The sequence below is a fragment of the Thermogemmatispora carboxidivorans genome (assembly GCF_000702505.1).
Lineage (GTDB): Bacteria > Chloroflexota > Ktedonobacteria > Ktedonobacterales > Ktedonobacteraceae > Thermogemmatispora > Thermogemmatispora carboxidivorans.
Genome location: NZ_JNIM01000001.1, coordinates 230,400 through 255,610, shown reverse-complemented (window position 1 = coordinate 255,610; position 25,211 = coordinate 230,400). Strand labels below are relative to the sequence as shown.

Annotated in this window: 25 protein-coding genes; 3 read left to right on the top strand and 22 right to left on the bottom strand. The window is 62.9% G+C overall.

The features are described 5' to 3' along the window. Window positions 1-453 (top strand): F0F1 ATP synthase subunit epsilon, encoded by a 453-nt coding sequence (locus N688_RS01000; protein WP_052887538.1) that lies wholly within the window; start codon window positions 1-3, stop codon window positions 451-453. 194 nt (window positions 454-647) lie between these two features. Here the strand turns inward: N688_RS01000 and N688_RS23315 are convergent, their stop codons facing one another. The 20 genes from N688_RS23315 to N688_RS00905 form a co-directional block, all read right to left on the bottom strand. Then, window positions 648-1,676, bottom strand: coding sequence for a hypothetical protein (locus N688_RS23315; protein WP_052887537.1), 1,029 nt, complete (start codon window positions 1,674-1,676; stop codon window positions 648-650). A 139-nt stretch (window positions 1,677-1,815) separates the two neighbouring features. Next, on the bottom strand, window positions 1,816-2,724 hold the full coding sequence (locus N688_RS00990) for a hypothetical protein (RefSeq protein WP_156025232.1): 909 nt from the start codon (window positions 2,722-2,724) through the stop codon (window positions 1,816-1,818). Between the two features lie 212 nt (window positions 2,725-2,936). Next, window positions 2,937-4,055 carry a hydrogenase expression/formation protein HypE gene (hypE, locus tag N688_RS00985; RefSeq protein ID WP_081838381.1) on the bottom strand — a complete coding sequence of 373 codons (1,119 nt, stop codon included), beginning with the start codon at window positions 4,053-4,055 and terminating at the stop codon, window positions 2,937-2,939. A 138-nt stretch (window positions 4,056-4,193) separates the two neighbouring features. Beyond that, window positions 4,194-5,333, bottom strand: a complete 1,140-nt coding sequence (gene hypD, locus N688_RS00980) for a hydrogenase formation protein HypD (RefSeq protein WP_052887535.1) — start codon at window positions 5,331-5,333, stop codon at window positions 4,194-4,196. Beyond that, complete coding sequence (locus N688_RS00975; protein WP_052887534.1) at window positions 5,317-6,042, bottom strand: D-sedoheptulose-7-phosphate isomerase; 726 nt, start codon at window positions 6,040-6,042, stop codon at window positions 5,317-5,319. The genes hypD and N688_RS00975 overlap by 17 nt, the downstream gene beginning before the upstream one ends. 52 nt (window positions 6,043-6,094) lie before the next feature. Next, complete coding sequence (locus tag N688_RS00970; protein ID WP_052887533.1) at window positions 6,095-6,406, bottom strand: HypC/HybG/HupF family hydrogenase formation chaperone; 312 nt, start codon at window positions 6,404-6,406, stop codon at window positions 6,095-6,097. Next, window positions 6,403-7,014, bottom strand: a complete 612-nt coding sequence (locus N688_RS00965) for a D-sedoheptulose-7-phosphate isomerase (protein ID WP_052887532.1) — start codon at window positions 7,012-7,014, stop codon at window positions 6,403-6,405. Before N688_RS00965 ends, N688_RS00970 begins: the two co-directional genes overlap by 4 nt. A gap of 25 nt (window positions 7,015-7,039) precedes the next feature. Continuing rightward, a complete protein-coding gene (locus N688_RS00960) occupies window positions 7,040-7,312 on the bottom strand; it encodes a HypC/HybG/HupF family hydrogenase formation chaperone (RefSeq protein WP_052887531.1) in 273 nt (90 codons plus the stop codon). Window positions 7,313-7,423: 111 nt separating this feature from the next. Continuing rightward, the gene (hypF, locus tag N688_RS00955; RefSeq protein ID WP_202901812.1) at window positions 7,424-9,832 is read right to left on the bottom strand and encodes a carbamoyltransferase HypF; all 2,409 of its coding nucleotides are present in this window, start codon (window positions 9,830-9,832) and stop codon (window positions 7,424-7,426) included. Continuing rightward, window positions 9,829-10,536: a hydrogenase nickel incorporation protein HypB gene (hypB, locus tag N688_RS00950; RefSeq protein ID WP_052887530.1), complete on the bottom strand. Its 708-nt coding sequence runs from the start codon at window positions 10,534-10,536 to the stop codon at window positions 9,829-9,831. Before hypB ends, hypF begins: the two co-directional genes overlap by 4 nt. A gap of 12 nt (window positions 10,537-10,548) precedes the next feature. Continuing rightward, window positions 10,549-10,935 (bottom strand): hydrogenase maturation nickel metallochaperone HypA/HybF, encoded by a 387-nt coding sequence (locus N688_RS00945; RefSeq protein WP_052887529.1) that lies wholly within the window; start codon window positions 10,933-10,935, stop codon window positions 10,549-10,551. A gap of 121 nt (window positions 10,936-11,056) precedes the next feature. Continuing rightward, on the bottom strand, window positions 11,057-11,161 hold the full coding sequence (locus N688_RS23880) for a DUF6893 family small protein (RefSeq protein ID WP_420341003.1): 105 nt from the start codon (window positions 11,159-11,161) through the stop codon (window positions 11,057-11,059). A 53-nt stretch (window positions 11,162-11,214) separates the two neighbouring features. Continuing rightward, entirely contained in the window at window positions 11,215-11,844 is a 630-nt protein-coding gene (locus tag N688_RS00940; protein ID WP_081838380.1) for a hydrogenase maturation protease, read from the bottom strand. Continuing rightward, on the bottom strand, window positions 11,841-12,218 hold the full coding sequence (locus N688_RS00935; protein WP_052887528.1) for a hypothetical protein: 378 nt from the start codon (window positions 12,216-12,218) through the stop codon (window positions 11,841-11,843). The genes N688_RS00940 and N688_RS00935 overlap by 4 nt, the downstream gene beginning before the upstream one ends. After that, window positions 12,215-13,288 (bottom strand): hypothetical protein, encoded by a 1,074-nt coding sequence (locus tag N688_RS00930; RefSeq protein WP_052887527.1) that lies wholly within the window; start codon window positions 13,286-13,288, stop codon window positions 12,215-12,217. Before N688_RS00930 ends, N688_RS00935 begins: the two co-directional genes overlap by 4 nt. Continuing rightward, a complete protein-coding gene (locus N688_RS00925) occupies window positions 13,285-13,944 on the bottom strand; it encodes a DUF6084 family protein (protein ID WP_202901811.1) in 660 nt (219 codons plus the stop codon). The genes N688_RS00930 and N688_RS00925 overlap by 4 nt, the downstream gene beginning before the upstream one ends. Then, window positions 13,934-14,710: a DUF5947 family protein gene (locus N688_RS00920; protein WP_238321104.1), complete on the bottom strand. Its 777-nt coding sequence runs from the start codon at window positions 14,708-14,710 to the stop codon at window positions 13,934-13,936. Before N688_RS00920 ends, N688_RS00925 begins: the two co-directional genes overlap by 11 nt. A 6-nt stretch (window positions 14,711-14,716) precedes the next feature. Beyond that, window positions 14,717-15,385 carry a NifU family protein gene (locus N688_RS00915; RefSeq protein WP_052887525.1) on the bottom strand — a complete coding sequence of 223 codons (669 nt, stop codon included), beginning with the start codon at window positions 15,383-15,385 and terminating at the stop codon, window positions 14,717-14,719. A gap of 95 nt (window positions 15,386-15,480) precedes the next feature. After that, entirely contained in the window at window positions 15,481-17,277 is a 1,797-nt protein-coding gene (locus N688_RS00910; protein WP_052887524.1) for a nickel-dependent hydrogenase large subunit, read from the bottom strand. A gap of 200 nt (window positions 17,278-17,477) precedes the next feature. Beyond that, window positions 17,478-18,506, bottom strand: coding sequence for an NADH-quinone oxidoreductase subunit B family protein (locus tag N688_RS00905; RefSeq protein WP_052887523.1), 1,029 nt, complete (start codon window positions 18,504-18,506; stop codon window positions 17,478-17,480). Window positions 18,507-19,637: 1,131 nt separating this feature from the next. On the opposite strand from N688_RS00905, the gene N688_RS00900 reads away from it, so the two are divergent. Then, complete coding sequence (locus tag N688_RS00900) at window positions 19,638-20,393, top strand: FG-GAP repeat domain-containing protein (protein ID WP_052887522.1); 756 nt, start codon at window positions 19,638-19,640, stop codon at window positions 20,391-20,393. Between the two features lie 157 nt (window positions 20,394-20,550). On the opposite strand, the gene N688_RS00895 is transcribed toward N688_RS00900, so the two are convergent. Together N688_RS00895 and scpB are read right to left on the bottom strand one after the other, a co-directional pair. Further along, complete coding sequence (locus N688_RS00895) at window positions 20,551-21,468, bottom strand: deoxyribonuclease IV (protein ID WP_081838379.1); 918 nt, start codon at window positions 21,466-21,468, stop codon at window positions 20,551-20,553. 68 nt (window positions 21,469-21,536) lie between these two features. After that, entirely contained in the window at window positions 21,537-22,244 is a 708-nt protein-coding gene (gene scpB, locus N688_RS00890; RefSeq protein WP_202901809.1) for an SMC-Scp complex subunit ScpB, read from the bottom strand. A 326-nt stretch (window positions 22,245-22,570) separates the two neighbouring features. Between scpB and clpB the strand changes: the two genes are divergently transcribed. Beyond that, the gene (gene clpB, locus N688_RS00885) at window positions 22,571-25,171 is read left to right on the top strand and encodes an ATP-dependent chaperone ClpB (protein ID WP_052887520.1); all 2,601 of its coding nucleotides are present in this window, start codon (window positions 22,571-22,573) and stop codon (window positions 25,169-25,171) included. Window positions 25,172-25,211 lie beyond the last annotated feature (40 nt).

Here is a 25,211-nt window from a genome sequence, read left to right as displayed (position 1 = left end):
ATGGCTGGAAAACTGCATGTCGAGGTGGTGACCGCCGAGCGGGCGCTCTACAGCGGCGAGGCGGACCAGGTGAATGCTCCGGGCACGGAGGGCCGCCTGGGCATTCTGCCGCGCCATGCGCCGCTCCTGGCAGTGCTGGCACCGGGCGAGCTGCTGATCCGCTTGGGAGAGGCCGAGGAGCCAATTTTCGTCTCCGGCGGCTTCCTGGAGGTCTTCGAGGATCAGGTGACAGTGCTGGCCGATGCCGCTGAGCACGCCGAGGAGATCGATGAGGCCCGCGCTCAGGAGGCGCGCCGCCGGGCCCTGGAGCGTCTGGAGCAGGCCCAGACAGATGTCGAGCGCGCCGAGCTCCAGGCAGCTTTGGAGCAGGCGGTCAGCCGCTTGCGCGTGGCAGAGCTGGCACGTCGCCGCCATACCCGGCGTATTCGCCCGAGCACGGGCGAGGAAGAGTAGCCCTCTTCCACTGAGAAGCCCTGGCCTTCAAGCTATGGACGGGACCGGGGCCAGCAGAAGTCGCTCCTAGATAAGGACCTTGTTCTTCAGTAAAAGGAGAACGCCATTAGCTGGCGTTCTCCTTTGTTGGGTTGACCTTGTCGCCTGATCGCTGATCAGTGCAACCTCATGAGATGGGGCCACAATGAGAGGGTTTAGAAGCTGCCGCCATCGCCACCACCGAAGTCACCACCTCCACCAAAGTCGCCGCCTCCACCAAAGTCACCACCAGCGCCTCCACCAAAGTCACCACCGCCGCCAAAGTCACCGCCACCACCGGGGCCGGGATCACCGGCGAAGCCAGATTCTTGATGCCGGGCCTCTCCTTCACCGGCCATCTTGCCAAGCTCATAGCCGATCAGGCCGCCACCGAGGGCTCCGAGACCACCGGCTGCCCAGGGATTCATGCCCCCACCCTGATTGGGGGGGTAATAGTTAGGGGGATACCCTCCCTGATAGGGACCCTGGTACGGATAGCTACCTGGTGGCGTCGGTTCATAGGGAACATTGCTGCGACCCCAACCCCAGCCCTGGCCAGAGCGCCGCCGCACAACAGCGAAGATGATTCCCCCAATGATCAAAACCAGCAGACCAAGACAGCAGAGCGTGCCCAGGCCTCCCGATAGGAGACCACCAGCCCCAGAGTTGGCCGGTGAGCCACCTTCACCGCTACGCGCCGCCGCCAGCGAGTCCTCCAGCGAGCGAATCGCCGCTAGCGTGGCTCCAGTATAGTCTCCATTGTTGTAGTTGTCTTTGAAGGCATTGTAGGCATCTTGAGCAGCACTGTTGGAAAGCGGCACCTGCGAGCCAGACTTGATGTACATCCAGTGATGAACGGTATCGATAGCGATGACAATGAGACGCGAGTTGGTGACATGGCTTTGTGTGCGCGCCTCAAAGTCGGACTGGCTGCCAGTGAAGGAGTTGGTCGTATAGATAGCAATGGGGTAGGGCAGTTTGGCCGCTTCGCTTTGGACGCGACCTTTATCAAGAACGCCGGCCCCATCACTGATGGTCACGCTATCGGCCAGGGCAGCTGCGCTTGTCAGCATGAGCAGGAAGCCGGCGAGCAGTAGCGCCAATAGTGGCCGCAGTGCACTGAACCTCCGAGGGCGAGCAGGCTGGAGCGTCCCCCTTTGCTGGTCAGCACCTGGCCCACTAGATGGTACTTGTGTGAGAATCATGAATACGTTCCCCTCCTCTTTTTGCCCTATCATGGCGCACTTTGTTGCTCCATGCCACGCTATTTATACGGATGATCTAGGGCTGGGGTTGACAGAGACAGAGCCGACAGCCAGGCTCAGCCCTGTCTGCACCGCGCCGCTAAAAGCTCCCTCCTGCTCCTCCACCGCTGTCGCTAAAGCTCCCTCCTGCACTCCCACCGCTGTCGCTAAAGCTCCCTCCTGCACTCCCACCGCTGTCGCTGAAGCTCCCGCCTGCACTCCCACCACTGTCGCTGAAGCCTCCTCCTATGCTCCCGCCGCTGTCGCTGAAGCCCCCTCCATAGCTGCTTCCCCAGCTGCTTGCCCCAAAGCCAGTGCTGGATTCACCTCCTCGATACCCCCTACGCCGCCGAGCTGCATCCTCATTGGCAGCAGCCCCGATGACTAAGAAGAAAAGGGCGACAGTAGAGATACAGAAACAGCCAGTCCAGGCCACCCCTGTCCAATCAAAGCCTTGATTGACGCTACCTGACGATTCATCAGGCTCTGACGTCACGGTCGCTGACGTCACGGTCAGGCTCTTTTCCAGCGACTGGATGGCCGCCAGCGTTGCCCCGGTGTAGCTCCCATCGCGGTAGTGCTCCTTGAAGGCCGTGTAGGCATCTTCCGCCTCGCTATCCGAGAGCGGGACCGCATTTCCCGACTCAATATAGACCCAGCGATGGACCGTGTCGATGGCAATCACAATCAGCCGCTCGGCTGCGCTCACCCGCCCACGCGCATAGCCCTCAAAGTCTGTCTGACTGCCGCTGAAGCTGTTGGTCGTATCGACCTCCAACGGATACGGTAACTTCGCCCCCTCGCTCTTGACACGGGCCACATCCAAGACCCCTGCACCGTCGCTGACAGTGACGCTCTCGGCCAGGGCTACTCTCCCACCGGCCAGCAGCAACCCCATCGCGAGCAGTAGCGCCAGCAGCGGCTTGCCGAGCCAGTTCCCCCCGAGGTTCTGCTGCTGAGAAGTATAGATCTGGCATCTGCCAGGCAATAGAAACGACGGTTCTAGCACGTTGTTCTCCTGCAAGCATATTACGACAGAGAGCCTTCTGCGTAATATAAACGCTACACCTCCTCAATTTATATTGTCCAATATATGTATCCTCTGAAGACGAGGGAGGCTGTTCGCAGGCGGAGAAGGGTTTCCGGGAATGAGCAGAGCGCTCACCTTCTAGCTTCAGGCGAGCGCTGGAAGTGTGCAAGGGGAGCAGGGGAGGTAGAAACTTAGCAGATGCGAGGGAGCGGATCACCGACGAGCATATCGAGGACGCGCATGCCGCCGATTTCCGTGCGCAGAAAGACGATGCCAGGCGGTTCGGCCTGGACGCTGCCGATGATGGCCGCCTCTCGTCCCAGGGGATGCGCGCGCATGACGGCCAGGGCCTGTGCTGCTGCTTCGGGAGCCACCACGGCCAGCAGCTTGCCCTCGTTGGCAATGGTGAGCGGGTCGAGTCCCAGGATCTCACAGGCACCGCGGACGCCGGGATGCACCGGGATCGCTTGTTCATCCAGACCAATGGCCACTTCGGAGGCCAGAGCCATTTCGTTGAGGGCTGTGGCTATGCCACCGCGGGTGGGATCTTTCAGACAATGCACACGCTCGCCAATGGCCTCGAACAAGGCCGCCACCAGCGTATGGAGTGGCGCCGTATCACTCTGGACATCGGTTTCGATATCGAGGGCCTCGCGCGCCAGCATGATGGCGATCCCGTGGTCGCCAGCACTACCGCTGAGGAGGACGACATCGCCCGGCTGCAGACAGGTCTGCCCGAGCGGCCAGTGCGCACGTCGCAGTCCGACGCCGGCGGTATTGATGAAGACGCCATCCCCTTTGCCGCGCTGCACGACCTTGGTGTCGCCAGTGACGATGGCCACGCCAGCAGCGCTGGCCGCCGCCTGCATGGAGGCGACGATGCGCCGCAATTCCGCAATGGGAAAGCCCTCCTCGAGGATGAAGCTCGCCGAGAGATAGAGCGGCTGGGCCCCGGCCATTGCCAGATCGTTGATGGTGCCGTGCACGGCCAGTTTGCCGATGTCGCCGCCGGCGAAGAAGAGGGGACTGACCACATAGGTGTCAGTCGTAAAGGCCAGCTGCAGGCCGCTGCCGTCCAGCGAGAAGACCGCTGCATCTTCCAGGGCATCGAGCAGCGGATTGGAGAAGGCCGGGGCAAAGACGCCCTCGATCAGGTTATGGGTGGCCTTGCCACCGCTGCCATGACTGAGCGTGATGCGCTCGTCGCGCAAATAGAACTTGTGCCGGCGCGCCTGCCGGACGCGCTCCATTTTCTGCAGGACTGCGTCGAGCCGCGCCGCCTCCTGCTCGGAACCGGGCTTGACGTCCATTGCTCTCTCCCTTCCTTCCATCTTTCTTGCGTTTGTATTGCGAAGCTTGTTGTCCCTGCTGCTCTGATTCGCTCGGTTGTGTGGGTTTGGGATGCTTGATCTGGCTCGGTCTCCTTCCTCCCTCGGCCTCACTGCCGTCTAGGGGGTCCGAGAGAGACTGCGCAGGTGGTCGCGCTCGGCGGCCATCGAGAAGCGGCCATAGTTGTAGTAGGCAGCGCAGGCCCCTTCTGGCGAGACCATGCAGGTCCCGATTGGGGTCTCAGGGGTGCAGGCGGTGCCGAAGACCTTGCATTCCCAGGGCTTGATGACCCCCTTGAGGACCTCGCCGCACTGGCAGGCTTTAGGATCGGCCACTCGCAGGCCCGGCACTTCGTAGCGCAGCTCGGCATCCCAGTCGGCGAACTCTGGTCGCAGCTTGAGGGCGCTATGGGTGATGAACCCGAGTCCGCGCCATTCGAAGAAGGGCCGCAGCTCCATCGTGCGGGCCATCGCCTCCAAAGCCCGTACGTTGCCCTCGGGCCGCACCACGCGCGTGTACTGGTTCTCGACCTCTGCCCGTCCTTCACTGATTTGCTTGACCAGCATGTAGACGGCCTGGATGATGTCGAGTGGCTCAAAGCCGGCGATCACGACGGGCTTGTGATGGTCGCGAGCGATGAAGGTGTAGGGGCGCATGCCGATGACCATGCTGACGTGCCCTGGACCAATGAAGCCGTCCAGGCGCAGATCGGGCGAGTCGAGAATGGCTTTGATGGCTGGAATAATGGTCACATGATTGCAGAAGACGGAGAAATTCTTGATGCCCTCCGCTCTGGCTCGCAGCAGGGTCACTGCTGTCGAGGGCGCGGTCGTTTCGAAGCCGATGGCGAAGAAGACCACCTGGCGATCGGGGTGTTGGCGCGCCAGCTTGAGGGCGTCCAGCGGCGAGTAGACGAAGCGCACATCGGCCCCTTCGGCCTTGGCATCGAGCAGGCTGCCTTTCGAGCCAGGGACGCGCATCATGTCGCCGAAGGTGGTGAAGATGACGCCCTCCATGCGGGCAATGGCGATGGCATCATCGATGCGCCCCATCGGCAGGACACAGACCGGGCAGCCAGGACCATGCACCAAGTCAATGCTGCGCGGGAGCACGTCCTCGATGCCGTGTTTGTAGATCGTATGGGTGTGGCCACCACAGACCTCCATGAACTTGAGCGGGCGCCCGTCGCTGAGGCGGGCAATCTCGGCGGCGATCCGTTTGGCCAGCTCGGGATCACGATATTCATCGACGAACTTCATCGCTGTCAGCTCTCCCTTTCTGTGCGGCTAAGAGGGCCTGCACCAGCTCGATCAGGGCATGGTAGACGGTGGCTTGCGCCTCCTGAATACGCGGGATATGATCGCCAGGGGAGACGAGACAGTAGTCCACCGCTGGTGAGCGCCTGGTTTTGCCGCCGTCGTAGCCAGCCAGGCCCACGGTGAGCAGACCCTGTTTTTTGGCCTGCTCAAAGGCGTGCAGAACATTGAGCGAGTTGCCGCTGGTAGAGATGCCCACGGCAATATCGCCGGGTCGCCCGAAGGCGATGATCTGGCGCGTAAAGATATTCTCGAAGCCGACATCGTTGCCCACCGCCGTGACAACAGCGATGTCGTTGGTGAGGGCAATGGCCGGCAGCGCTCGCCAGTGAGAGAAAGGCGGATGGAGCAGATCGGTCACCAGATCCTGGGCATCGGTGGTACTGCCCCCATTGCCAAAGGCCAGCAGGGTCGCCCCAGCGGCGAAGGCCTGGGCCATCGCCTGGGCCGCCGCCAGCAGCGACTCGCGTGCCGTAGCCAGGGTCGCCTGACGCAGGGCGATAACTTCGCGGCACTTCTCCAGGGTGGAATGCCGGACCTGGCTGAGGACTTCCTCCAGACTGACCTTGCCCCCCGCAAAGAGATAGGGATAAAAGAGGCGATCGTACTCCGATCCTTGGACCGGCTCGCCATGCTCAACGTCTTTGTTCATAGCCGGCTCGCTCGCTTTCTTTGGTAAGGTGACCCCCGGCTGGCTGACTGGCTCAGGTGGATGGACCGCGCCCTTGACCGACCGGCTCCTCCGCTTCGCCGAGGCGCTCCAGGGCAACGCCTCCGTGCACGAGCAGGCGGTCACCCGGCTGAACCTCGCCAAGCAGGGTGATGTCGATCAGGGCCTCACCCACTCCCAGACGGACGCAGGCCAGGCCGGCTGCTTTATCGACACTGAGCACCGTCACCGCCACAGCTTCGTCAGCACAGGTGGGACAGCGCCCCTCGGGATCGGGCTGACAAAGTGCTCGCAACGGCACAGATGGCGACAGAGTGTGAGAGACGTGCTCGGATTCGGGCTTCATTGCAGCACCCCCTCGTGTTCGAAAAAGACATGTACCAGTTCCCAGAGGACGTGATAGAGCGTTTCATGGACCTCCTGGATGATCAGCGGATCGTCAGCGGGCACGACAAAGCGATAGTCAACCGCCTCGGCAGTGATCAGCCCCCCATCGCCTCCTAACATGGCCAGGGTGAGCAGGCCCAGCTGCCGCGCCTGTGCGAGGGCGGCCAGGACGTTGGCACAGCGCCCGTCTGGCGAGAAGCCCAGAGCGATATCCTGGGGCCGTGCCAGGACACGCAGCTGTTCGCCGAAGGGCCTGTCGGCCCGTCCGCCAGCCATGAGGCCGCTAAGGGTGGCACTATCGTTGGTCAGAGCCAGGGCCGGCAAAGCACGCTTGCCAACAATGACCGGATGGACAAATTCGACCGAGACATGTTGCGCGTCGGTGGCCCAGGCCCCATTGCCGAAGGCCAGCAGGCGCCCCCCCTGATGAAAGCGGCGAGCCATCGCCCAGCAGGCTTCGGCGATGCGCGGCGCCTCGCGCTCAAAGAAGAGCGCCGGCAGACTGGTGCTGAGGCCAAAACGCCGCTCTAGCACGGCCTCAAGCGGCTCTTGCCCCTCTGGAGACATGCGCTGCTCCTCCCCTTCCTCATCATTATTCGATCTGGCTGGAGCCTAGAAGCTTCAGCTCATCGGTGTAGACGTCGCCCATCAGCTGGAGCGCTTTGAGCGTCTCGTGCGCCTCCGCTTCATCGATTTTGCTCATGGCAAAGCCGACGTGGATGAGCACCCAGTCGCCGGGAGCAATTCCTTCTGAGCGCACCAGGGCAACGCTGACATTGCGCTTGACGCCCGAGACGTCAACGCGCGCAATCGAGTTGGCGTCGTCGACGATTTCAAGCACTTGACCGGGAATTCCCAGACACATCGCATCGGCTCCTCTCTTGTATTGTGGCAACCAGGACGTCGCGCTCCTGAGCATACTGAGCCTGATCGGCTGATGGCACCTGTCAAAGGCCGGCCCATCTCTCACGCCGTTTCACCTTGCAGGCACAGTGCTGCTTCCACATTCTGCCGCCAGGCGGGCCGCTGCGACGGCCAGTTGCCCCAGACTGAGACCGCCATCGTTCGGGGGTACGCGGCGATTGAGATAGACATGAAAGCCGTTGGCTTGCAACTCGTTGACCACTTCTTCCAGGAGCAGGCGATTCTGAAAGACGCCGCCGCTGAGCGCTACCTGGGAGAGGCCAGAGATTTCCCTGATTCGCTGGCAGAGATCACAGAACATGACCACTAGCGAGCGATGAAAGCGACGAGCCAGACGCGCCATCTCACCACCGCGCTGGAGATCATCGACCAGCGCCGTGAGCAGGGGGGAGACATCTATCTGAAGTGGTCCCTGACCAGGACGCAGGAGAGCGTAGGGATAAGACGGCTGGTCATCGGGCGGCACGCTGCTGGCGAGCATCTCCAGCTCGATGGCCGCCTGTCCTTCGTAGGACACCTCGTCGCGCAGGCCAAGAATGGCGGCTACGGCATCGAAGAGGCGCCCCAGACTGGAAGTCAGCGGCGTGTTGAGGCCGCGAGCGATCATCTGCGCGAGAATGCGCCAGGTGCTCCGGTCGAGACGGCGCGCGAAGGGAATGTTGAGGGTGAGAAAGCGCTCGCCATAGGTCCGCGCCAGATAGACCGCCGCCATGCGCCACGGCTGACGAACCGCCTGCTCTCCTCCTGGGAGCGGCACATAGGCCAGATGGGCCAGACGCTCGAAGCTGCAAAGATCGGCCAGCAGGATCTCGCAGCCCCAGATCGCTCCATCGGTACCGTAGCCAGTTCCGTCGGCGGCAATGCCGATCACCGGCCCGCTCAGGCCATGCTCAGCCAACACGCTGGCGATATGGGCATGGTGATGCTGGACGCCAAGGCGCAGCTCGATGTCACTGTCCAGCGCATAGCGGGTTGCCAGATAATCGGGATGCAGATCATAGGCCACCGCCTCGGGCACAATGTCAAAGAGGCGCTGGAAATGGCGGATGCCCTCGCGGAAGGAGGCCAGGGTCTCCAGGTTCTCTAGATCGCCAATGTGGTGCCCCACAAAGGCCTGTCGCCCTTTGCCCAGACAGAAGGTGTTTTTGAGATGGCCCCCGCAGGCTAGCAGCGGACGCGGCAGCTCAAAGGCCAAGGTAATCGGCTCGGGAACGTAGCCCCGCGAGCGACGCAGGAGCTGCTCGCCACCAGCCACCAGGCGCGTGACCGAGTCGTCGCAGCGCATGTGAATGACACGGTCATGGCTGAGCATGCCATCAGCAATGGCCGCCAGACGCTGACGCGCCTCGTCGTCGCGGTAGGCAATCGGCTCCTCGCTGAGATTGCCGCTCGTCATGACGAGCACCGGCAGACGCCCGGCGGGTAGGGCCTGGGCAAAGGCGTGCAGCAGGAGATGATGCAAAGGGGTATAGGGGAGCATGAGACCCAGGGTTCGGTAGCCCGGAGCAACGGCGGGCGCGATGGGAGAGCCGGGCCGCTGCTCAAGCAGGACAATAGGCCGACGCGGCGACTGCAACAAGGCGGCCTCAGCCTCGTTGACCCAGCAGAGACGCTGCGCCGTCTCCAGATCAGGAACCATGAGCGCAAAGGGCTTGGCTTCACGGTGTTTGCGTCTCCGCAGTCGCTGGACAGCAACGGCGTTGAGCGCATCACAGGCCAGATGGTAGCCACCCAGACCTTTGATGGCCAGAATCGCCCCCCGGGCAAGCAGCTGAGCTACCCGCTCGATAGGAGTCGCCTCCTCACTCTCCGCGCTGCTGGCCGCGAGGATCGGCTCCCCCTCAGTCCACAGCTCTAGATGGATCTGCGGCCCACAGTGTGGGCAGGCATTGGGCTGGGCATGAAAGCGCCGATCGGCTGGGTCCTCGTACTCGGTGCGGCAGGCGAGACACATGGCGAAGACGCGCATCGTCGTCTGCTCACGATCGTAGGGAACATCCTGAATGATGGTGAAACGCGGCCCACAGTTGGTACAATTAATGAATGGGTAGCGATAGCGACGATCCGCTGGATCAAATAACTCGCGCAGGCAAGCGGCACAAGTGGCCACATCGGGAGAGACCAGCGTGGTTCGCTCGCGGCCCTCCTGACTCTTCCCAATCACAAAGACCGTCTCCTGCCGGGGTGGCAGCATCTCGACTGTGACACTCTCGATACGTGCCAGCGCTGGTGCCTCGGCCAGCAGCAGCTGGCGAAAGCGGGTCAGGGCCTCCGCCGGTCCCTCCACTTCGATGGCCACGCCGCGACTGTCGTTGAGTACGAAGCCAGCCAGCCCCAGACGCTGAGCCAGGCCGTAGACAAAGGGACGAAAACCTACCCCCTGGACAATGCCCGTCACGGAAAGGCGCTGTCGCTGGCGGGTTGTCATCGGGGCCTGGACACCGGAAAGGTGCTCTCTCATGACGCTGCTCCTTCTTCCTGGCTGACTGGCCCTGCCTGAGCGGGAACAGCAGAAGGTCGAACGGCGAAGGTCTGCAGCCAGTCACACCAGGCGTCCAATCCCTCGCCGCTGCGGCAGCTCAGCGCGAAGACCTGCAGTCCTGGGTTGACGGCCAGTGCCTGAGCGCGCACGCGCTCGAGGTCATAGTCCACGTAGGGCAAGAGATCCAGCTTATTGATCAGCAGTACCTGGGCAGCGGCAAAGATCTGTGGATACTTGGCCGGCTTCTCGTCGCCCTCGGTCGTGCAGACTACCACGGCCCGCAGGTCCTCGCCCAGATCCCAGGCCGCTGGACAGACCAGATTGCCGATGTTCTCGATGAAGAGCAGGTCCAGCCGCTGCAGATCAAGCGCCTCTAGAGCATCGCGCACCATATGCGCTTCCAGATGACAGGCCCCGCGCGTATTGATTTGGACGACCTGGGACCCGGCGGCCTCCATGCGCTCGGCATCCAGGCTGGTTTCGATATCCCCCTCGATCACCCCTATGGCCAGGCGTCCACGCAGCCGGGCGATGCTGCGCTCGAGCAGGGTTGTCTTGCCTGCGCCTGGACCGCTCATCAGGTTGATGCAGCGCACGCCAGCAGCCGCCAACCGCTGGCGCACCTCTGCCGCAACCTCCTCATTGGCCGCCAGGATATGTCTGGCAATAGTCACCTTGGGCATAGCTACCGCTCCTCATCCGTTGTTCTCCCGCCCCGGGTTCTCTTGCTCGTTGTCAGCCGCAACCTCCATGTCGAGAATCTGCAACTCGGTGCCCGAGAGGATGCGCGTGGACCAGGCGCCACAGGCAGGACAGCGCGCGACGAAGTCCACAACGGCAAAAGCATGGGCACACGGCTCGCACCAGGCCCGATGTGGAGTGATCTCGATCGCCAGCCGGGCCTCAGCCAGAGCGGGCGAGAGCGAAGCCAGCATGGCAAAGGCCGCTTGCAGGGCCTCCACCAGGACACCGCTGGCTTCGCCCACGCGCAGATGCACCGTCCGCACTCGCTGTACGCCGCATTCTTCCGCCCTGGCCTCTACCACCTCGATAATGCTTTCAGCAAGCGCTAGCTCATGCATCGCCACCCCACCTTTCGCCTGTCTCGATCGCCCGGGGCCTGCCTGTGTTTGCTCGGCCCCCGCCATCCTCCAGCGCCCGCTCGCTCATAGGCGCCGCTGTACACGGCCAGCTCCCCTCTCTCTACATGGAGCGAATCCGCAAATAACGCTGAATATCGGGAAGCTGCTGCCTGAGCACAAGCAACAGCAGCGCCAGGACAATGGTGCTCATGATCCACTTGACCATTGGTAGGTGCCTCCTTTCAGTGAGTGAGAGCAAGGCGCGTTCTCGCGCCAGTACTAGACAGTCTCAGCCGAACCCGAGCCCTGGCAGAGCTGCCTGACCACGGTGTCGAGTATGCACAGAGCGCGTTCGACCGCCCCCTGCACGGGGGGACTAAGTCCCATCTGCAGCTCTTCCTCATCGGCATCATCCGCCAGAGGGGCCGGCTCGCAGCCAATCAGCAAGGTCGGAATGGGCGGCGCCCCTAGCGCACGGGCATAGGTCAGGATGCGCACGGGATCAAGGCTATGCGCCTCCAGACCGAGCTTGCCAGCAGCCAGATCGGCTGCCTGATCTGCTGGGGGAAGCAGCGGCTTGAGCAGATAGAGGGTCCCCGGACTGCCGCCGCGCGGCACGGCATCGATGAGGATCAGCGCCTCGTAGCCGTCAAGGAGCGCATAGGCCAGCTCCAGACCCCGAATGCCAAAGTCGACCACTTCCACCCCCAGCGGATAGCGTCCGCGCGCCCGCTGAGCCACCGTGCAGCCGAAACCATCGTCGCCCAGAAAGATATTGCCAATGCCAGCCACCAGCAGGCGGCGCAGTCCCCCGCGGGCCGAGAGGGCAAAGGCTTCTTCTAAAGCCTGCAACACGGCCTTCTCCTGCTCAGGCCAGGCGGACCGCTCATCGCGGCTCAGGCTATTCATAGTCGCCCTCCGTCTCGCTCGTTATCTTCGTCCGCTTCGAGCGGCTCCACTTCTTCCGGGAAAAAGAAGAAGCGGTGACCAGGTAAGACGCGCTCGTCCCATTGCTCTCTGCCGGGATCATCATCGAGGGTGACCACCAGATAGAGGCGGTTCTCGAAGTCTTGTTGGATGACCTCGACGCGCCCGGTGCGGCCATCCAGCAGCAGATCAAAGGCATCGGCCAGGCGCCCCTGACGTGCTCGCCCTGGGCAGAGGCGCACGCGCGTGCCCGCCCTCACCTGGCGCCCCGCGACGGTAATCATCTCCGGTGGTGGATAGTCCTCTCCTGGGAAGATCCAGCCGTTGCCGTTTCCGTTGCCATTCGCGAGACTCATGGCTCACCCTCCCCCAGCGCACGCAGGCTGCGAATGGTGCCGTGAAGCTGCAGAAACTGCTCTGGAGTCAGACGCTCGATCTGTTCCAGCACGGCCCGCCCACGGGCATCGCCGCGGCGAATCTGCTCCTTCTCCTCATCGGCCAGCGTCATGATGCGCAAGGCTAACAGTTCATCGATCTCGGTCCCGTCGAAGAGCGGAGCTGGACTTTCGGGGGCAATCTGTGGATAGTCGTAGAGAATGATGGGCGCCGAGAGCAGGCTGTCACGCTCACCTGGCTCGCCGACCAGCACCGGCCAGGTGCCACGGTTCTGACAGGAGGCTGCCACCTGGCGCAGCTCCGCCGGCGGCTCTATCAGGGAGACAAAGGCGCCTCCTTCCACCTGAAGGATGGTATGCGTCGAGACGCAGGCCGCGAGCAGGGCCTCCTGCGCCCGTAGCTCTGCTGGCTTCTCCACCGGGGTCGTATTCGTAATGGTGACGCGCAGCTTGTAGAGATGCGCTCGCCCGGGCACAGCCTCAGCGGCGACGTCTACCTCGCCGCTCAGGGCTTGCCCCTCACGCACAATGCTCCCTGATCCGCTCGCTCTTCCCCCAAGAGGCTCCCCCTCGACCAGGCCCCGCGCCGGAAAGGCGAAAGGCAGGCGCCGCCCGGACTGAAGCAGCTCAGTCAATGAGAGTGCCGTCGCGCTGACCGTGCGCTCGACTCCTTCCTCCCAGACACCGTCAAAAGGGGCTTCCGCCCAGAGTGGCGCCTCCCGGAGCTGCTCCTGCTCCTCTCCCTGGCCGTGGCGCTCGCCTTCGCGCCTGCAGCGCATCAAGTGCAGGAAACGCACAGAGACAGAGAGCTGCGTCTTGCCCTCCCGCCCCGGATTGACCTCAAGCAGACACTCCGTCTGCATGCACCAGGGCTCGACCTCGCCACCAGCTTCGCTGTAAGCGCGCGGATAGACCACGCCATAGGTCCAGCGCTGCCGGTTCTTGAGGGCCGAGTGACGGTATGGGTAGAGCAGATAGCCCTCATAGAGTACCGCCTCGGCAATGGCCTGGACCTCCTCCAGCTTCCTCACTGCCTTCCCTCCTGTTCTGCCGCCTCTAGCAGGCGCAGCACGGTCTCATCCCAGGTCGGCAGGCCGTGAGCCATCTTGTAGGCAGCGAGCCGGTCAAAGATCTGGCGCTGCAGGCGCAGCCAGGCGCTCCCGGGGTAGAAGTGGGCGATCAGCTCGCGCCAGCAAGCCAGCGGCAGATCAAAGGCGGCCTCCTTCGACCAGGGGATCGGTGCGACCTGGAGACGCCCCTCTTCGCTCTCGTAGAAGACCGTGCCGCTGAAGAAGAAGCGCAGCGGAATGGCTCCCTCCTCGCCTTCCAGGGCAGCAAAATATTTGGTGCTGACCACCTCGAAATCGTAGGTACAGGGTACCGGCAGCTCGACCTCGGTGCGCTCGCTGAAAGCCGGCACCACCGTCCCGGCATGAGTCCAGAGGAGTGGGCGCACGGTTTCACCCCAGCGCGCCGGCTCCCCGAAGACCTCCAGCAGGCGCGCCTGAGCTGCTGGACTATAGCGGCGGCGCGTGGCCTCGATCTGGATCTGGGTCCGCACGGCCACGCTCTGCACTGGCTCTCTGGGCATTCGATTGCTGACCTGCAGCCGAAAGAGCAGCATGGGAGCGGCGGCATAGGCTGGCACAGCTGCGCCCAGAATGGCAAACTCAAGATCAGGCATCATCTTCCCCTTCCCCACGGTCCGGCGCCGTGCGTTCAACAGCGACCACCTCAGCCCGTGCCTGCAGATCAGCGAAAAAACTGGCCAGAGCGCGCTCAAGCTCGGCGCCGCCACTCAGGCCGCGCCAGTTGGCCCGAATCAGACCTGTCAGACGAAAGCAGACATCGATCGGGACCAGATAGGTCTCGCGCGCCCCACGGACCCGATTGATCAGCAGCGCCTCGACATCGGGCAGCAGCTCCCCCAGCAGCGGATAGCGGGCGACCAACCCCTGCCAGCCGTCGAGATCCAGCAAGGACTCCGTCGCCCCCGCAGGCCCCGGATAGAAAGCCAGCAGCCGCCCTGCCGGTGTACTGTAGAAGAGATAGACCAGGTTCACCGGCAAGCCCAAGGCCTCCCATTCGGCATCAGTCAGCGCCAGGTCACGTAGCCAGCGATACCGCTCGGGGATCAAGCGATACTGGCCCTGGCCGAGCTGGGTCCCGGCCCGGAAAAGTAGCGCACACGGATCGCAGACACACAGCACCTGACGCCGCTCGGGGGCCAACAGATGGTGATGAGTTGGCAACAGCACTGCCCGGCATAGCTCGCAGCGCTCCAGGGGGCGGCGCTGCGGCTGACCTTCGCGCGACACGAAGCGCCGCAACGCGCCCAACGGGAGCGCCATCGGAGCCTGGCCGGCATGTGGCCCGCTTGTAGCACCCGTCTCCTCACGCCAGGAGAGCCGCGCCAGGTCCGGCCCCGGCCACGCGCTGCCTACCCTCTTCATCACCGCTCACCCCTCTCCCGCCCTGGTTCCGCGCTCCTGGGCCGCTACCGCCACAGGAGCGCTGCCGCGCCGCCGCGGGACAAAGACCACCGGGACCGGCGTCCCGCTCCGCGACGGCGACGGCTCCACCGTCCCACCCTCCGCCTCAGCAATCCCCTCGATCTCCAACCCGTTCAAATCGGGAGCCACACGATACACCGCCTCTTCGATCCTCTGCTGCAGGTACTGAAGCGAGGCGGCACAACCGCGACAGCCCCCGCTCAGGCGCAACGAGGCCACCCCTTCTGTCAGGTGCAGCAGCTCCAGCTCACCGCCATACCCCCGTACCACAGGCCGCACCTCCTCAAGCGCCTGCTCCAGCCGCTCTCTGAGAGGGACAGGGTGCACATCATGTAAGAGCAAGAGAGCGGCGACCAACTCATCGCGCGCCAGCAGATCGAGCAGGCGCCCCCCAGAAGAGGTCGCGGACGTCTGCGAGCCATCCACGGCGGCCAGCAGCTCCACGATCCGCCGCAGGCCCTCGCCATAGAGCGCCACCAGCGCCCGGATCAGCTCCTCCGCCAAGGCGCGCGCCTGGGGATCGGACAGTCTCTCAACCTCGGCCAGCAAGCGCTCAATCTCCGCAGCCGGATGAGGCTCCTGACCTCCCTGACGCCCCTGCACATCGCTGCCCATAGCCTTCTCCTCCTCAATGAGCGCTGCCCGCCCCGGCACACGGCCCAACCGCGGGCGGTGCAGGCAGCTCAGCGGGGCCTCTCAGCTCCTCCACACTACGGCACGCGCCCGAAGGTCGGCGAATGCACTACCTCCAGCTCCTTGCCGTCCCCCAGATACATATGCACCCCACAGGGCAGGCACGGATCGAAGCTCCGCACTGCCCGCATGATATCAATGCCCTTAAACTTGTCGGGACCATTCTCCTCGAAGATCGGCGTATTCTGCACCGCATCCTCGTAGGGGCCCGGCGTCCCATAAACATCGCGCACACTGGCATTCCAGGGCGTCGGCGGATAGGGGTGATAGTTGGCAATCTTGCCGTTCTCGATCACCAGATGGTGCGAGAGCACTCCACGCACCGCCTCGTGGAAGCCGCAGCCGATCGCCTCCTTGGGCACCGTAAAATCGCTCCAGGTCTTCGTACGACCCGCGCGGATCTCTCCCAGCGCCTTCTCCACACAATAGAGCGCCACCGCCGCCGCATAGGCCTGGAAGTACGAGCGGGCCCGATCACGCTCCAGGGCATTGCTCCACTTCGGAATCTTCCACTCAAACTCGACCTCGGGCTTGAGGGCCGTCTTCGGCAAGCGGATCTTCACGCTGTGCCCCGTCGCCTTAATGTAGCCACCCAGATCGACCAGACCCGCCAGCGCCGTCACCCACAGACGCGCCAGCGGCCCGCCGCCAGTATCCAGCGCCAGGTACTGCCCCGTGCGCTTATCGTACCAGCGCGGCGACATCACCCAGCTATACTTCCCCTTGAAATCGCGCTTCTGCGGCTTCGGAATCGTCGTCTGGTTCCAGGGATGGCGCTGATCGACCGGGTTGCCCAGCGGATCCCGATCCACAAAGGTCCGCTCGTTCTCCCAATCCTCGTAGTAGGAGCTGCCCAGCAGAATGCGAATGCCGAGATTGATATCGACCAGGCTCGTCGTCACCAGCTCGCCATCGACCACCACGCCCGGCGTCACGAACATCGCCCGCCCCCACTTGTCCATCGTGCGATACTCGTAGTCGCAGACCTCGGGGTCCTGGAACGAGCCCCAGCAGCCCAGCAGAATCCGCCGCTGGCCTACCTTTTCATAGCCGGGCAGGGCCTGATAGAAGAAATCGAAGAGGTCGTCATGCAGCGGCACGACCTTCTTCATGAATTCCACATACTTCATCAGGCGTACCAGATAATCGGTGAAAAGCTGGACAGTGGCCACCGTTCCTACGCCGCCAGGATAGAGCGTCGACGGATGCACGTGGCGCCCCTCCATCAAGCAGAACTTCTCGCGCGTCAGGCGGCTCATCTGCAGCGCCTCGCGATAGAACTCGCCCGTGAAGGGATTGAGCGCCCGCATAATATCGGCGATCGTGCGATAGCCGTGGTCCCTGGCGTGCGGGGCCTCAGTCTTCTGGGCCAGCTCCCAGACCCCAGGATTGGTCTCCCGCACCATCTGCTCGCAGAAATCGACCCCGACCAGGTTCTCCTGAAAGATGTTGTGGTCAAACATATACTCCGCCGCCTCGCCCAGGTTGAGAATCCACTCGCCGAGGGCCGGCGGCTTCACCCCGTAGGCCATATTCTGGGCATAGACCGAGCAGGTGGCGTGATTATCCCCGCAGATCCCGCAGATGCGGCTGGTGATGAAATGGGCATCGCGCGGGTCCTTGCCCTTCAGGAAAATGCTATAGCCGCGGAAGATCGACGACGTGCTGTAGCACTCCACCACCTGCCGCTTCTTGAAATCGATCTTGGTATAGATTCCCAGGCTGCCCACAATGCGCGTAATCGGGTCCCAGGCCATTTCAATGATCTGGCCAGGCTCAGCTGGGGCTGCCTGACGTCGCACCTCAGTGGTCATCGTGCTCTCTCCTTTGCCGAACAGGCACCAGCCAGCCAGAGAGCGGAAACGGCGAGCAACACCCCCCACCACTGCCGCTCCTGCCGCCATAAGCAAGCATCTAGACAAGCAAAACAAGACAGAGAGACCTGCACACAGCAACCTGAGCGGAATAAGGCTCGGGCGCTGTCACCCGTCAGGAGGCGTCAGTCGTTTCCTCTCTACCAGCGCGGCTGATAGCCGGTCGCCAGCTCGCGGCCCTTATGGCGCCACGAAGGCTCTTTATTGAGCGTCGACTTCGTAATATTGCGCAGCGCCCGAATCGCGCCACCATAGGCGCCGGCGATGCCAGTAGACAGCTTGGCGCCAGGCGGCTCATCCATGAAGGGCATAAACTTATCGGGGAAGCCGGGCATCGTGCAACCGATACAGATGCCACCCACATTGGGGCAGCCACCCAGACCGGCCATCCATCCCCGCTTCGGCACATTGCACTGGACCACCGGGCCCCAGCAACCGAGTTTCACCAGGCACTGGGGAGCACCATACTCCGTGGCGAAATCCCCCTGCTCGTAGTAGCTGCCGCGGTCACAGCCCTCGTGCACGGTTCTGCCGAAGAGCCAGGTAGGGCGCCCGAGGTCGTCGAGGGGGATCATCGGGGCCAGACCTGCCGCCTGGTAGAGCAAGTAGAGGAGCGTCTCCATGAAATTGTCTGGTTGCACGGGGCAGCCAGGGACATTGACAATGGGGATTCCGGCCCAGGACTTCCAGCCGTGGCCCAGATAGTCGGCGAGGCCCATCGCTCCGGTGGGATTCCCCTGCATCGCGTGGATACCGCCATAGGTCGCGCAGGTCCCGATGGCCACCACCGCCCAGGCCTTCGGCGCCAGACGATCGATCCACTCACAGGTCGTGATCGGCTGTCCGGTTGCCGGATCGGTCCCCAACGCGGCCCAGTAGCCTTCGCGCTTAATGCGCTCATTGGGGATCGAGCCTTCGACCACCAGCACAAAGGGATCAAGCTCGCCGCGTTCGGCCTGGTACCACCAGGTCATAAAGCTGTCGCCGCCCAACTCATAGGCGAGGACAGGATTGTGCAAATAGACGCGGGGAAGTCCCGGAATCGCCCCCAGGATCACATCCTCCAGGCTTGGCTGACTGGCCGCCGTAATTGAGACCGAGTCGCCATCACAGCCCAGGCCCGCGGTGATCCAGACGATGTGGACCGCCTCCACGCGCGTCCTGGTCATAGCGGTGCCTCCTTCAACAAGAGCGCGCCAGTGCTCGCTCGCAGCCAGACCAGTTCACCACACACACAGCCTGACTCACTGCCTGCCTGGCACGCGCAGACGAAAAACATAGACACACGCACACGATACAGCCATCGCTGCCTCTGGATACAGCACACATTCCGGGCTTCCTTGCACCGCTCAGCTCAGCAAACTCCTCCCCATTACCTCTTCCTCTCATTCCCATCCCTATATTGAGGATAGCGAGTCGTCCCAAATCGCGAGCTTGCTCACCCCTGCACCAGGACAAGCGCACGGCAACCGCCAGGAGAGAGGGGAAAACGTAAAGTTTGAACACCCTTCCCGGAAGGCACGGCAAGACAGAGGCCCTCTGCGGACCTCTGTCTTGCGCCGTGCCACCCCCTCCGCAAGACCATCAGCCGAACAGAGTAAGCCACGCTCGACCAGCCCGGCCAGGGCCACGCGCCAGATGCCCCCCTCCCCACGCCTTCTTGGGAGACTGTCAGACAAGCAGAGCTGAGCACAGTCCTGGCTACCAGGACAAGAAACAGTAAGGCTTAGTAGGAGAAAACTCAGCCGGGATTCAGTTGGGCCACTAGCCTAGAGATAGCATGAAGGGCGCGCACTACAGCGATGCAGTCGTGAAAGCACAAGCAAAGGAGCGGATAAGGGGTTCCGATGCAAGCAGCACAGCCGGAAAGCCCTCAGCCGGTCCGTTGTCCCACCTCGTGAGCACAAGATGCGCTAACGATACAACGTCCAGGGACCAGCTCTTCCCCGAGAACACTGAATGCTTCCTTGGTCTGAAGAGACTCGCGACAGAAACTTCCGCTCAGGGATGGACTTTGGCTTCTTCAGAAGAATTGTTGAGGTTCGCGTCCGGCAAGCAACCCGAGACACAATCAACTATAGCATAGACAAATCACGAGAGTCAAGCCTGAATCCCTGCAAAGCAGACATTGGCGTTGCAACACAATTGCAGCTGTCTCACATTGTTATACACTGTTTCATGCCAGGCTACATCTAAGATTTTCCTACCGGGGGACTTGACAAACGAACAGTGATAGCCTTAGTATATAGAACATGCATTCTAGGCCCATATGGGCCGGCGAAAAAGGGGAAAAATACTCCATGACGATACAGCTTCGTCAGCCGCCCGGGGTGACCAGGAAGAGGCAGGCCATCACCGGGGAGGAGGAGGATGATGCCATCTACCTTACGCCGCGGCTGCCGAGCAGCACACGCCGTTATCAGCCCCTGCCACCCGCCAACGCGGACGTGGCTGGCCCGCTGAGCGGCATTACTGGCCCGCAGCCAGCGGTTTTCATCCAACGGCGACGTGCCAGTAACCAGATGAGGCCGGAATATGGCACGACCTCCAAGGCAGTGGTGCCTGAGGGGCTGCGCACAGTGGCCCCGACGCGCATCAAGGCCCGGCGTACGGGTCGCTCTTGGGTTCTGCGCGCCTTCCTTCTGGGCCTCTTGCTGACCGCCCTGCTCGGCCTGGGCCTGGCTTACCTCGGCTCCTGGTGGCAGCTCCACCAGGAAGATGTCCAGTTTGGGCGCCCACGTACCTGGCAGATGGACGCCGTGGTTGGGCACAACGACAGCCCAAGCCATCCCACCCACTTTGTCTTTATCAATCTCAATCGACATGTTGAGATCATTGAATTTCCTGGTGGAGATGGCAACAGCGCGCGCGTCTACAATGGTCCGGTGCTCTTCGGCCCCAATCAGGACCTGGTACCGATTACCGCCGAGGTTCACGATGTGAACGGAGACGGTCGGCCTGATCTGATCGTTCATATCGGCGAGCAGCGCCTTGTATTGCTTAACGATGGCAATACCTTCCGCCCAGCTACCGCTGCCGATCACATCTCCTACTGAGCCGGGTCCCAGCCACAAGCCTGGGATGCCTGTGGCTTGCCGGGGCCTTCACTGGAGGGTAGAAGCGGAATTCCGCTGGCGTTCGCTCCGCAGGGAGCCGCTGGCATGGGTCTCGCTTCTGCCCTCTTCTCCCTAGTCCACCGACGGAGACGCTGCCCTATCTTTCGATAGTCTGCCCCTGCCCCAGACGCGGAGAGACCAGGCCGCCATCACGCGCCCGCAGGCTCTTCACGTACTGCAGATGCGCTCGATCGTGCTCCCAGTCCTCGTGGTCCTGCTCGTCGCGCTTGATGGGCGTTTCCAGCACAACCGTCAGCCCGGCCAGACGGGCATCATTGAGCAGAGCCTGCAGCCCCGTTACAGGGATTTGCCCCTCGCCTACACGGGCATGGACATCGCGATGGCTGCCCAGCGGCTGCCGACTGTCGTTGAGATGCAGCACTTTGAGCCGCGCGAGACCGACCAGCTCGCTGAAGCGCTGAAGAACTGCCTCCACTCCGGCAGGCGAGCCAATATCGTAGCCAGCCCCCCACAGATGGGCCGTATCCAGGCAGATTCCCAGCCGCTCCTGTTCCTCTGGGAGGAAGGCCAGCACAGTGGCCAGCTCCTCGAAGCGCTGCCCCAGGGTATGGCCAGCTCCAACGTCGTTTTCGAGCAAGAGGCGCACGTCTGACGGAGCCTCGGCCAGGACCAGGCGCAAGGCTTCTTGCAGGCGTGCGATGCCCGGCTCAAGCCCAGCCCCACGGTGGCTACCAATGTGCACTACCACATCGGAGGCTCCGAGCAGGGCCGCCCGCTGCAGCGTCCAAGAGAGGAGCCTGATTGAGGACTGCCAGACCTCCTCACGCGGCGAGGCAAGATTGATCAGATAGGGCGCATGGACCACCAGCGGCGCCAGACCTCGCGCCCGCGCGGCCTGGGCAAACTCCCGCGCTGCCTCTTCTCCCCCAACCGGCGGTTTCCAGCCTGTGGGATTGCTGGCAAACAGCTGGATCGTCTCACAGCCCAGGAAAGAAGCTATCTCTAGCGCTCGCAGCGGCTTGCCATTGAGCGGCATATGCCTTCCTATTCTCATCTCGCTCTTTGCTCCGCTTACGCTTGATCCGGCACCCCGTTCTGATCTGCCTGCCGCATGACTGCTTGTCAGAACTCAGGGGCCTCTTTCCAGGAAGGCGAGGCCTCCGTCCTGAGCCCCTGCCCTCCCTGGCCAGCAGAGGTGGCCGGGCTGCTGCTCAAGGGTAGCCGTTCTTGCAGGGCCTGGACAGCGCGTTGAACATCAGGCAGTCCATCGATATGAGGCAACTCCTCCAGGCTCGTCAGCCCAAACTGTTGCAAAAACTCCGGCGTCGTTGCAAAGAGAGCCGGATGGCCCACTGTCGGGGCCCGGCCTACCTCGGCGACCAGTCCGTGTTGGATCAGGCTCGCCAGGGCCCGATCGCTATTCACCCCGCGAATGGCCTCGATCTGTGCGCGCGTAATCGGCTGGCGATAGCAGATCACCGCCAGTGTCTCCAGAGCCGCTGGCGTCAGCCTGGCAGTCAATGGCAGACCCAGCAGCGCCGCCACATAGCGCGCATTCTCCGGCGCCGTCACCAGCTGCACCTGAGTGCCCAGGCGCTGCAAACGCAGCCCACGCCGCTGCTCCTCCAAACTACGCGCCAGCACACGCAGACCGGCCTGCAGCTCCTCCTCGTGGACGCCCAAGACCTTGCGCAGCTCATGCTGCTCCAGCGGTCGCCCCGCTACAAAGAGCAGGCTCTCGATCGCTGCCGCTATACGCGCCTCATCTCCCTGCAACTCCTGCGGCAGGGCGGCTACTTCTGTTCTGCCGTTCGGCGTCTCCGCGCTCACCTCGTCCTGCCTCCGCATAGTGAGTGAGTGAGTGAGTGAGTGAGTGAGTGAGTGAGTGAATCGCTGACTGGCTGATTGCTGATTGGCTTGACTCACTGACTGAGTGACCGACTTGAGCGCCGCGCTCGCCTTCTCTCTTCTGGGAGAGAAGCAGGACGGCGCGGCCATTATATCATAGCCTCTCCTCCCAGCATAGCCGGCAATTTTGGTCCTCTCTCCCAAACTTTGATAAGAAGTCACTCAAATCTTCTTGCAATAAAGCACTCAATGTGGTATAGTAACAGACAAGGTAAGACGTTGGCAAACAGAGGGAGAGCACAAGAGCCATGAAGTTAGAGCGCTTAACCGAGAAGGCCCGCGAGGCCATCACGGATGCGTCAGAGTTAGCGCGTAGCTACAACCATAGCCAGATTGAGCCAGAGCATCTGCTCTCTGCCCTGCTGGAGCAGCAGGGTGGCATTACGAGAGAGGTGATCCAGAAGGCTGGAGGTGACCTGGCGGCAGCGCAGCGCGTGGTACGTAATGAGCTGGAGCGCATGCCGCGCGTCTATGGGGGGAGCGAGCCGGGTATTTCGCCGCAACTGCGGCGGGTCCTGGAAGAGGCCTGGCGCCAGATGAGTAGCTTTAAGGATGAGTATCTGAGTGTCGAGCATTTGCTGCTGGCGCTTTTTGAGGTTGGCGGCGAGACCATTCAGCGTGCCTTCCGCGCTGCCGGGGTGACGCGCGATACCACGCTGCGGGCGCTGAGTGCGATCCGCGGTGCGCAGCGCGTGACGGATGAGAATCCCGAGGGCAAGTATCAGGCCCTGGAGAAGTACGGGCGCAATCTGACGGCCCTGGCGACTCAGGGCAAGCTTGACCCGGTGATTGGGCGCGACGAGGAGATTCGCCGCGTCATCCAGGTGCTGAGCCGGCGCACGAAGAATAACCCGGTGTTGATCGGCGATCCTGGTGTGGGGAAAACGGCCATTGTCGAGGGACTGGCCCAGCGTATTGTGCGCGGCGATGTGCCCAAGACGCTCAAGGATAAGCAGATTATCACTCTCGATTTGGGCGCGCTGATCGCCGGTGCCAAGTACCGCGGCGAGTTCGAGGAGCGCCTGAAGGCGGTGCTGCGCGAGATCCAGAATGCTGAGGGGCGCATCATTCTCTTTATCGATGAGCTGCATACGCTGGTTGGGGCCGGCGCCGCTGAGGGGGCGATGGATGCCTCGAATATGCTTAAGCCTCTGCTGGCCCGTGGCGAGCTGCACTGCATCGGCGCAACGACCCTCGATGAGTATCGTAAATATATCGAGAAAGACGCTGCCCTTGAGCGCCGCTTCCAGCCAATCATGGTCGAGGAGCCGTCGGTCGAGGACACGATCAGCATTCTGCGTGGCTTGAAGCAGCGCTATGAGGTCCATCACGGCGTCCGCATCCAGGATAGCGCCCTGGTGGCGGCGGCGGTGCTCTCGAAACGCTATATCAGTGACCGCTTCCTGCCGGATAAGGCTATCGATCTGATCGATGAGGCGGCCAGCCGGCGCCGCGTGGAGCTGGATAGCACGCCGAGCGAGATCGACGCTCTGGAGCGCCGCATCCGTCAGCTCCAGGTGGAGCATGAGGCGCTGAAGAAGGAGACTGACCCCGCCAGCCGCGAGCGCCGCGAGCGGGTGGAGCAGGAAATCGCCAATCTGAATGAGCAGCTGCATAGTCTGCGCCTCTCGCTGGAGCGCGAGCGGGAGCCGGTGGAGACGCTGCGCCGTCTGAAGACAGAGCTGGAGGAGGCTCAGGTGGCTCTGGAGCGGGCCGAGCGCGAGTATAACCTGGAGGAGCAGGCCCGCCTGCGTTACGGCGTCATTCCAGAGCTGGAGCGCCGCATCCGCGAGATGGAGGGGAAGCTGAGCGAGATTCAGGGCGCGCGCATGCTGAAGGAGGAGGTCGACGCCGAGGATATTGCCGAGATCGTCTCGAAGTGGACGCATATCCCGGTCGCCAGGCTCATGGAGGGCGAGGTCCAGAAGCTGCTGAAGATGGAGGAGCGCCTGCGCGAGCGGGTGGTCGGTCAGGACCATGCCCTGCGCGCGGTCTCGGATGCCATTCGCCGGGCCCGCGCCGGCCTGCAGGACCCCAATCGTCCGCTGGCCAGCTTCCTGTTCCTGGGCCCTACCGGCGTCGGCAAGACCGAGCTGGCCCGCGCTTTGGCGGAGTTCCTCTTCGATAACGAGCAGGCGCTGGTACGCATCGACATGTCGGAGTACATGGAGAAGCATAGCGTCTCGCGCCTGATCGGTGCCCCGCCGGGCTACGTCGGCTATGAGGAGGGTGGTCAGTTGACGGAGGCTGTGCGTCGCCATCCTTATAGCGTGGTGCTCTTCGACGAGATCGAGAAGGCGGCACCCGATGTCTTCAATGTCTTGCTACAGCTGCTCGACGATGGTCGCCTGACCGATGGCCAGGGCCGCACCGTGGACTTCAAGAACACGGTCATTATTATGACGAGCAACGTGGGCACGACCTGGCTGCCCGAGCTGGAGGGCCTCGATGAGGAAGAGGCCCAGCGGCAGGTCCGTCAGCGCCTGCGTGAGGAGGGCTTCCGCCCGGAGTTCATCAACCGTATCGACGAGATTGTGATCTTCCATCCGCTGGCGCCAGAGCGGATCAAGGAGATCGTGGATATTCAGATCAACCGCCTGCGTCCGCGCCTGGCCGAACGCCACATCAGCTTGCAGGTGAGCGAGGCGGCCCGCGAGCTGTTGGCGAGCGAGAGCTACGATCCCCACTTCGGTGCCCGCCCGCTCAAGCGAGTAATCCAGCGCGAGGTCGAGAACCGTCTGGCCCGTGCGCTGCTGGACGGGACGGTCCGCGAGGGCGATACAGTGCAGATCGACGTCCGCGAGGGCCAGATCGTGATCGAGCCGCTACGAGCGGCAGCCCAGGTCTGAGACCACCTGGCCTGGCCGGCTGATGGGCCTGGCCTGCGCT

Bases quoted from the DNA above. Each gene is read 5' to 3' on its own strand.
- N688_RS01000 (WP_052887538.1), top strand. From the start codon at position 1: ATGGCTGGAAAACTGCATGTCGAGGTGGTGACCGCCGAGCGGGCGCTC.
- N688_RS23315 (WP_052887537.1), bottom strand. From the start codon at position 1,676: ATGATTCTCACACAAGTACCATCTAGTGGGCCAGGTGCTGACCAGCAA.
- hypE (WP_081838381.1), bottom strand. From the start codon at position 4,055: ATGGACGTCAAGCCCGGTTCCGAGCAGGAGGCGGCGCGGCTCGACGCA.
- hypD (WP_052887535.1), bottom strand. From the start codon at position 5,333: ATGAAGTTCGTCGATGAATATCGTGATCCCGAGCTGGCCAAACGGATC.
- N688_RS00975 (WP_052887534.1), bottom strand. From the start codon at position 6,042: ATGAACAAAGACGTTGAGCATGGCGAGCCGGTCCAAGGATCGGAGTAC.
- N688_RS00970 (WP_052887533.1), bottom strand. From the start codon at position 6,406: ATGAAGCCCGAATCCGAGCACGTCTCTCACACTCTGTCGCCATCTGTG.
- N688_RS00965 (WP_052887532.1), bottom strand. From the start codon at position 7,014: ATGTCTCCAGAGGGGCAAGAGCCGCTTGAGGCCGTGCTAGAGCGGCGT.
- N688_RS00960 (WP_052887531.1), bottom strand. From the start codon at position 7,312: ATGTGTCTGGGAATTCCCGGTCAAGTGCTTGAAATCGTCGACGACGCC.
- hypF (WP_202901812.1), bottom strand. From the start codon at position 9,832: ATGAGAGAGCACCTTTCCGGTGTCCAGGCCCCGATGACAACCCGCCAG.
- hypB (WP_052887530.1), bottom strand. From the start codon at position 10,536: ATGCCCAAGGTGACTATTGCCAGACATATCCTGGCGGCCAATGAGGAG.
- N688_RS00945 (WP_052887529.1), bottom strand. From the start codon at position 10,935: ATGCATGAGCTAGCGCTTGCTGAAAGCATTATCGAGGTGGTAGAGGCC.
- N688_RS23880 (WP_420341003.1), bottom strand. From the start codon at position 11,161: ATGGTCAAGTGGATCATGAGCACCATTGTCCTGGCGCTGCTGTTGCTT.
- N688_RS00940 (WP_081838380.1), bottom strand. From the start codon at position 11,844: ATGAATAGCCTGAGCCGCGATGAGCGGTCCGCCTGGCCTGAGCAGGAG.
- N688_RS00935 (WP_052887528.1), bottom strand. From the start codon at position 12,218: ATGAGTCTCGCGAATGGCAACGGAAACGGCAACGGCTGGATCTTCCCA.
- N688_RS00925 (WP_202901811.1), bottom strand. From the start codon at position 13,944: ATGATGCCTGATCTTGAGTTTGCCATTCTGGGCGCAGCTGTGCCAGCC.
- N688_RS00920 (WP_238321104.1), bottom strand. From the start codon at position 14,710: ATGAAGAGGGTAGGCAGCGCGTGGCCGGGGCCGGACCTGGCGCGGCTC.
- N688_RS00915 (WP_052887525.1), bottom strand. From the start codon at position 15,385: ATGGGCAGCGATGTGCAGGGGCGTCAGGGAGGTCAGGAGCCTCATCCG.
- N688_RS00910 (WP_052887524.1), bottom strand. From the start codon at position 17,277: ATGACCACTGAGGTGCGACGTCAGGCAGCCCCAGCTGAGCCTGGCCAG.
- N688_RS00905 (WP_052887523.1), bottom strand. From the start codon at position 18,506: ATGACCAGGACGCGCGTGGAGGCGGTCCACATCGTCTGGATCACCGCG.
- N688_RS00900 (WP_052887522.1), top strand. From the start codon at position 19,638: ATGACGATACAGCTTCGTCAGCCGCCCGGGGTGACCAGGAAGAGGCAG.
- N688_RS00895 (WP_081838379.1), bottom strand. From the start codon at position 21,468: ATGAGAATAGGAAGGCATATGCCGCTCAATGGCAAGCCGCTGCGAGCG.
- clpB (WP_052887520.1), top strand. From the start codon at position 22,571: ATGAAGTTAGAGCGCTTAACCGAGAAGGCCCGCGAGGCCATCACGGAT.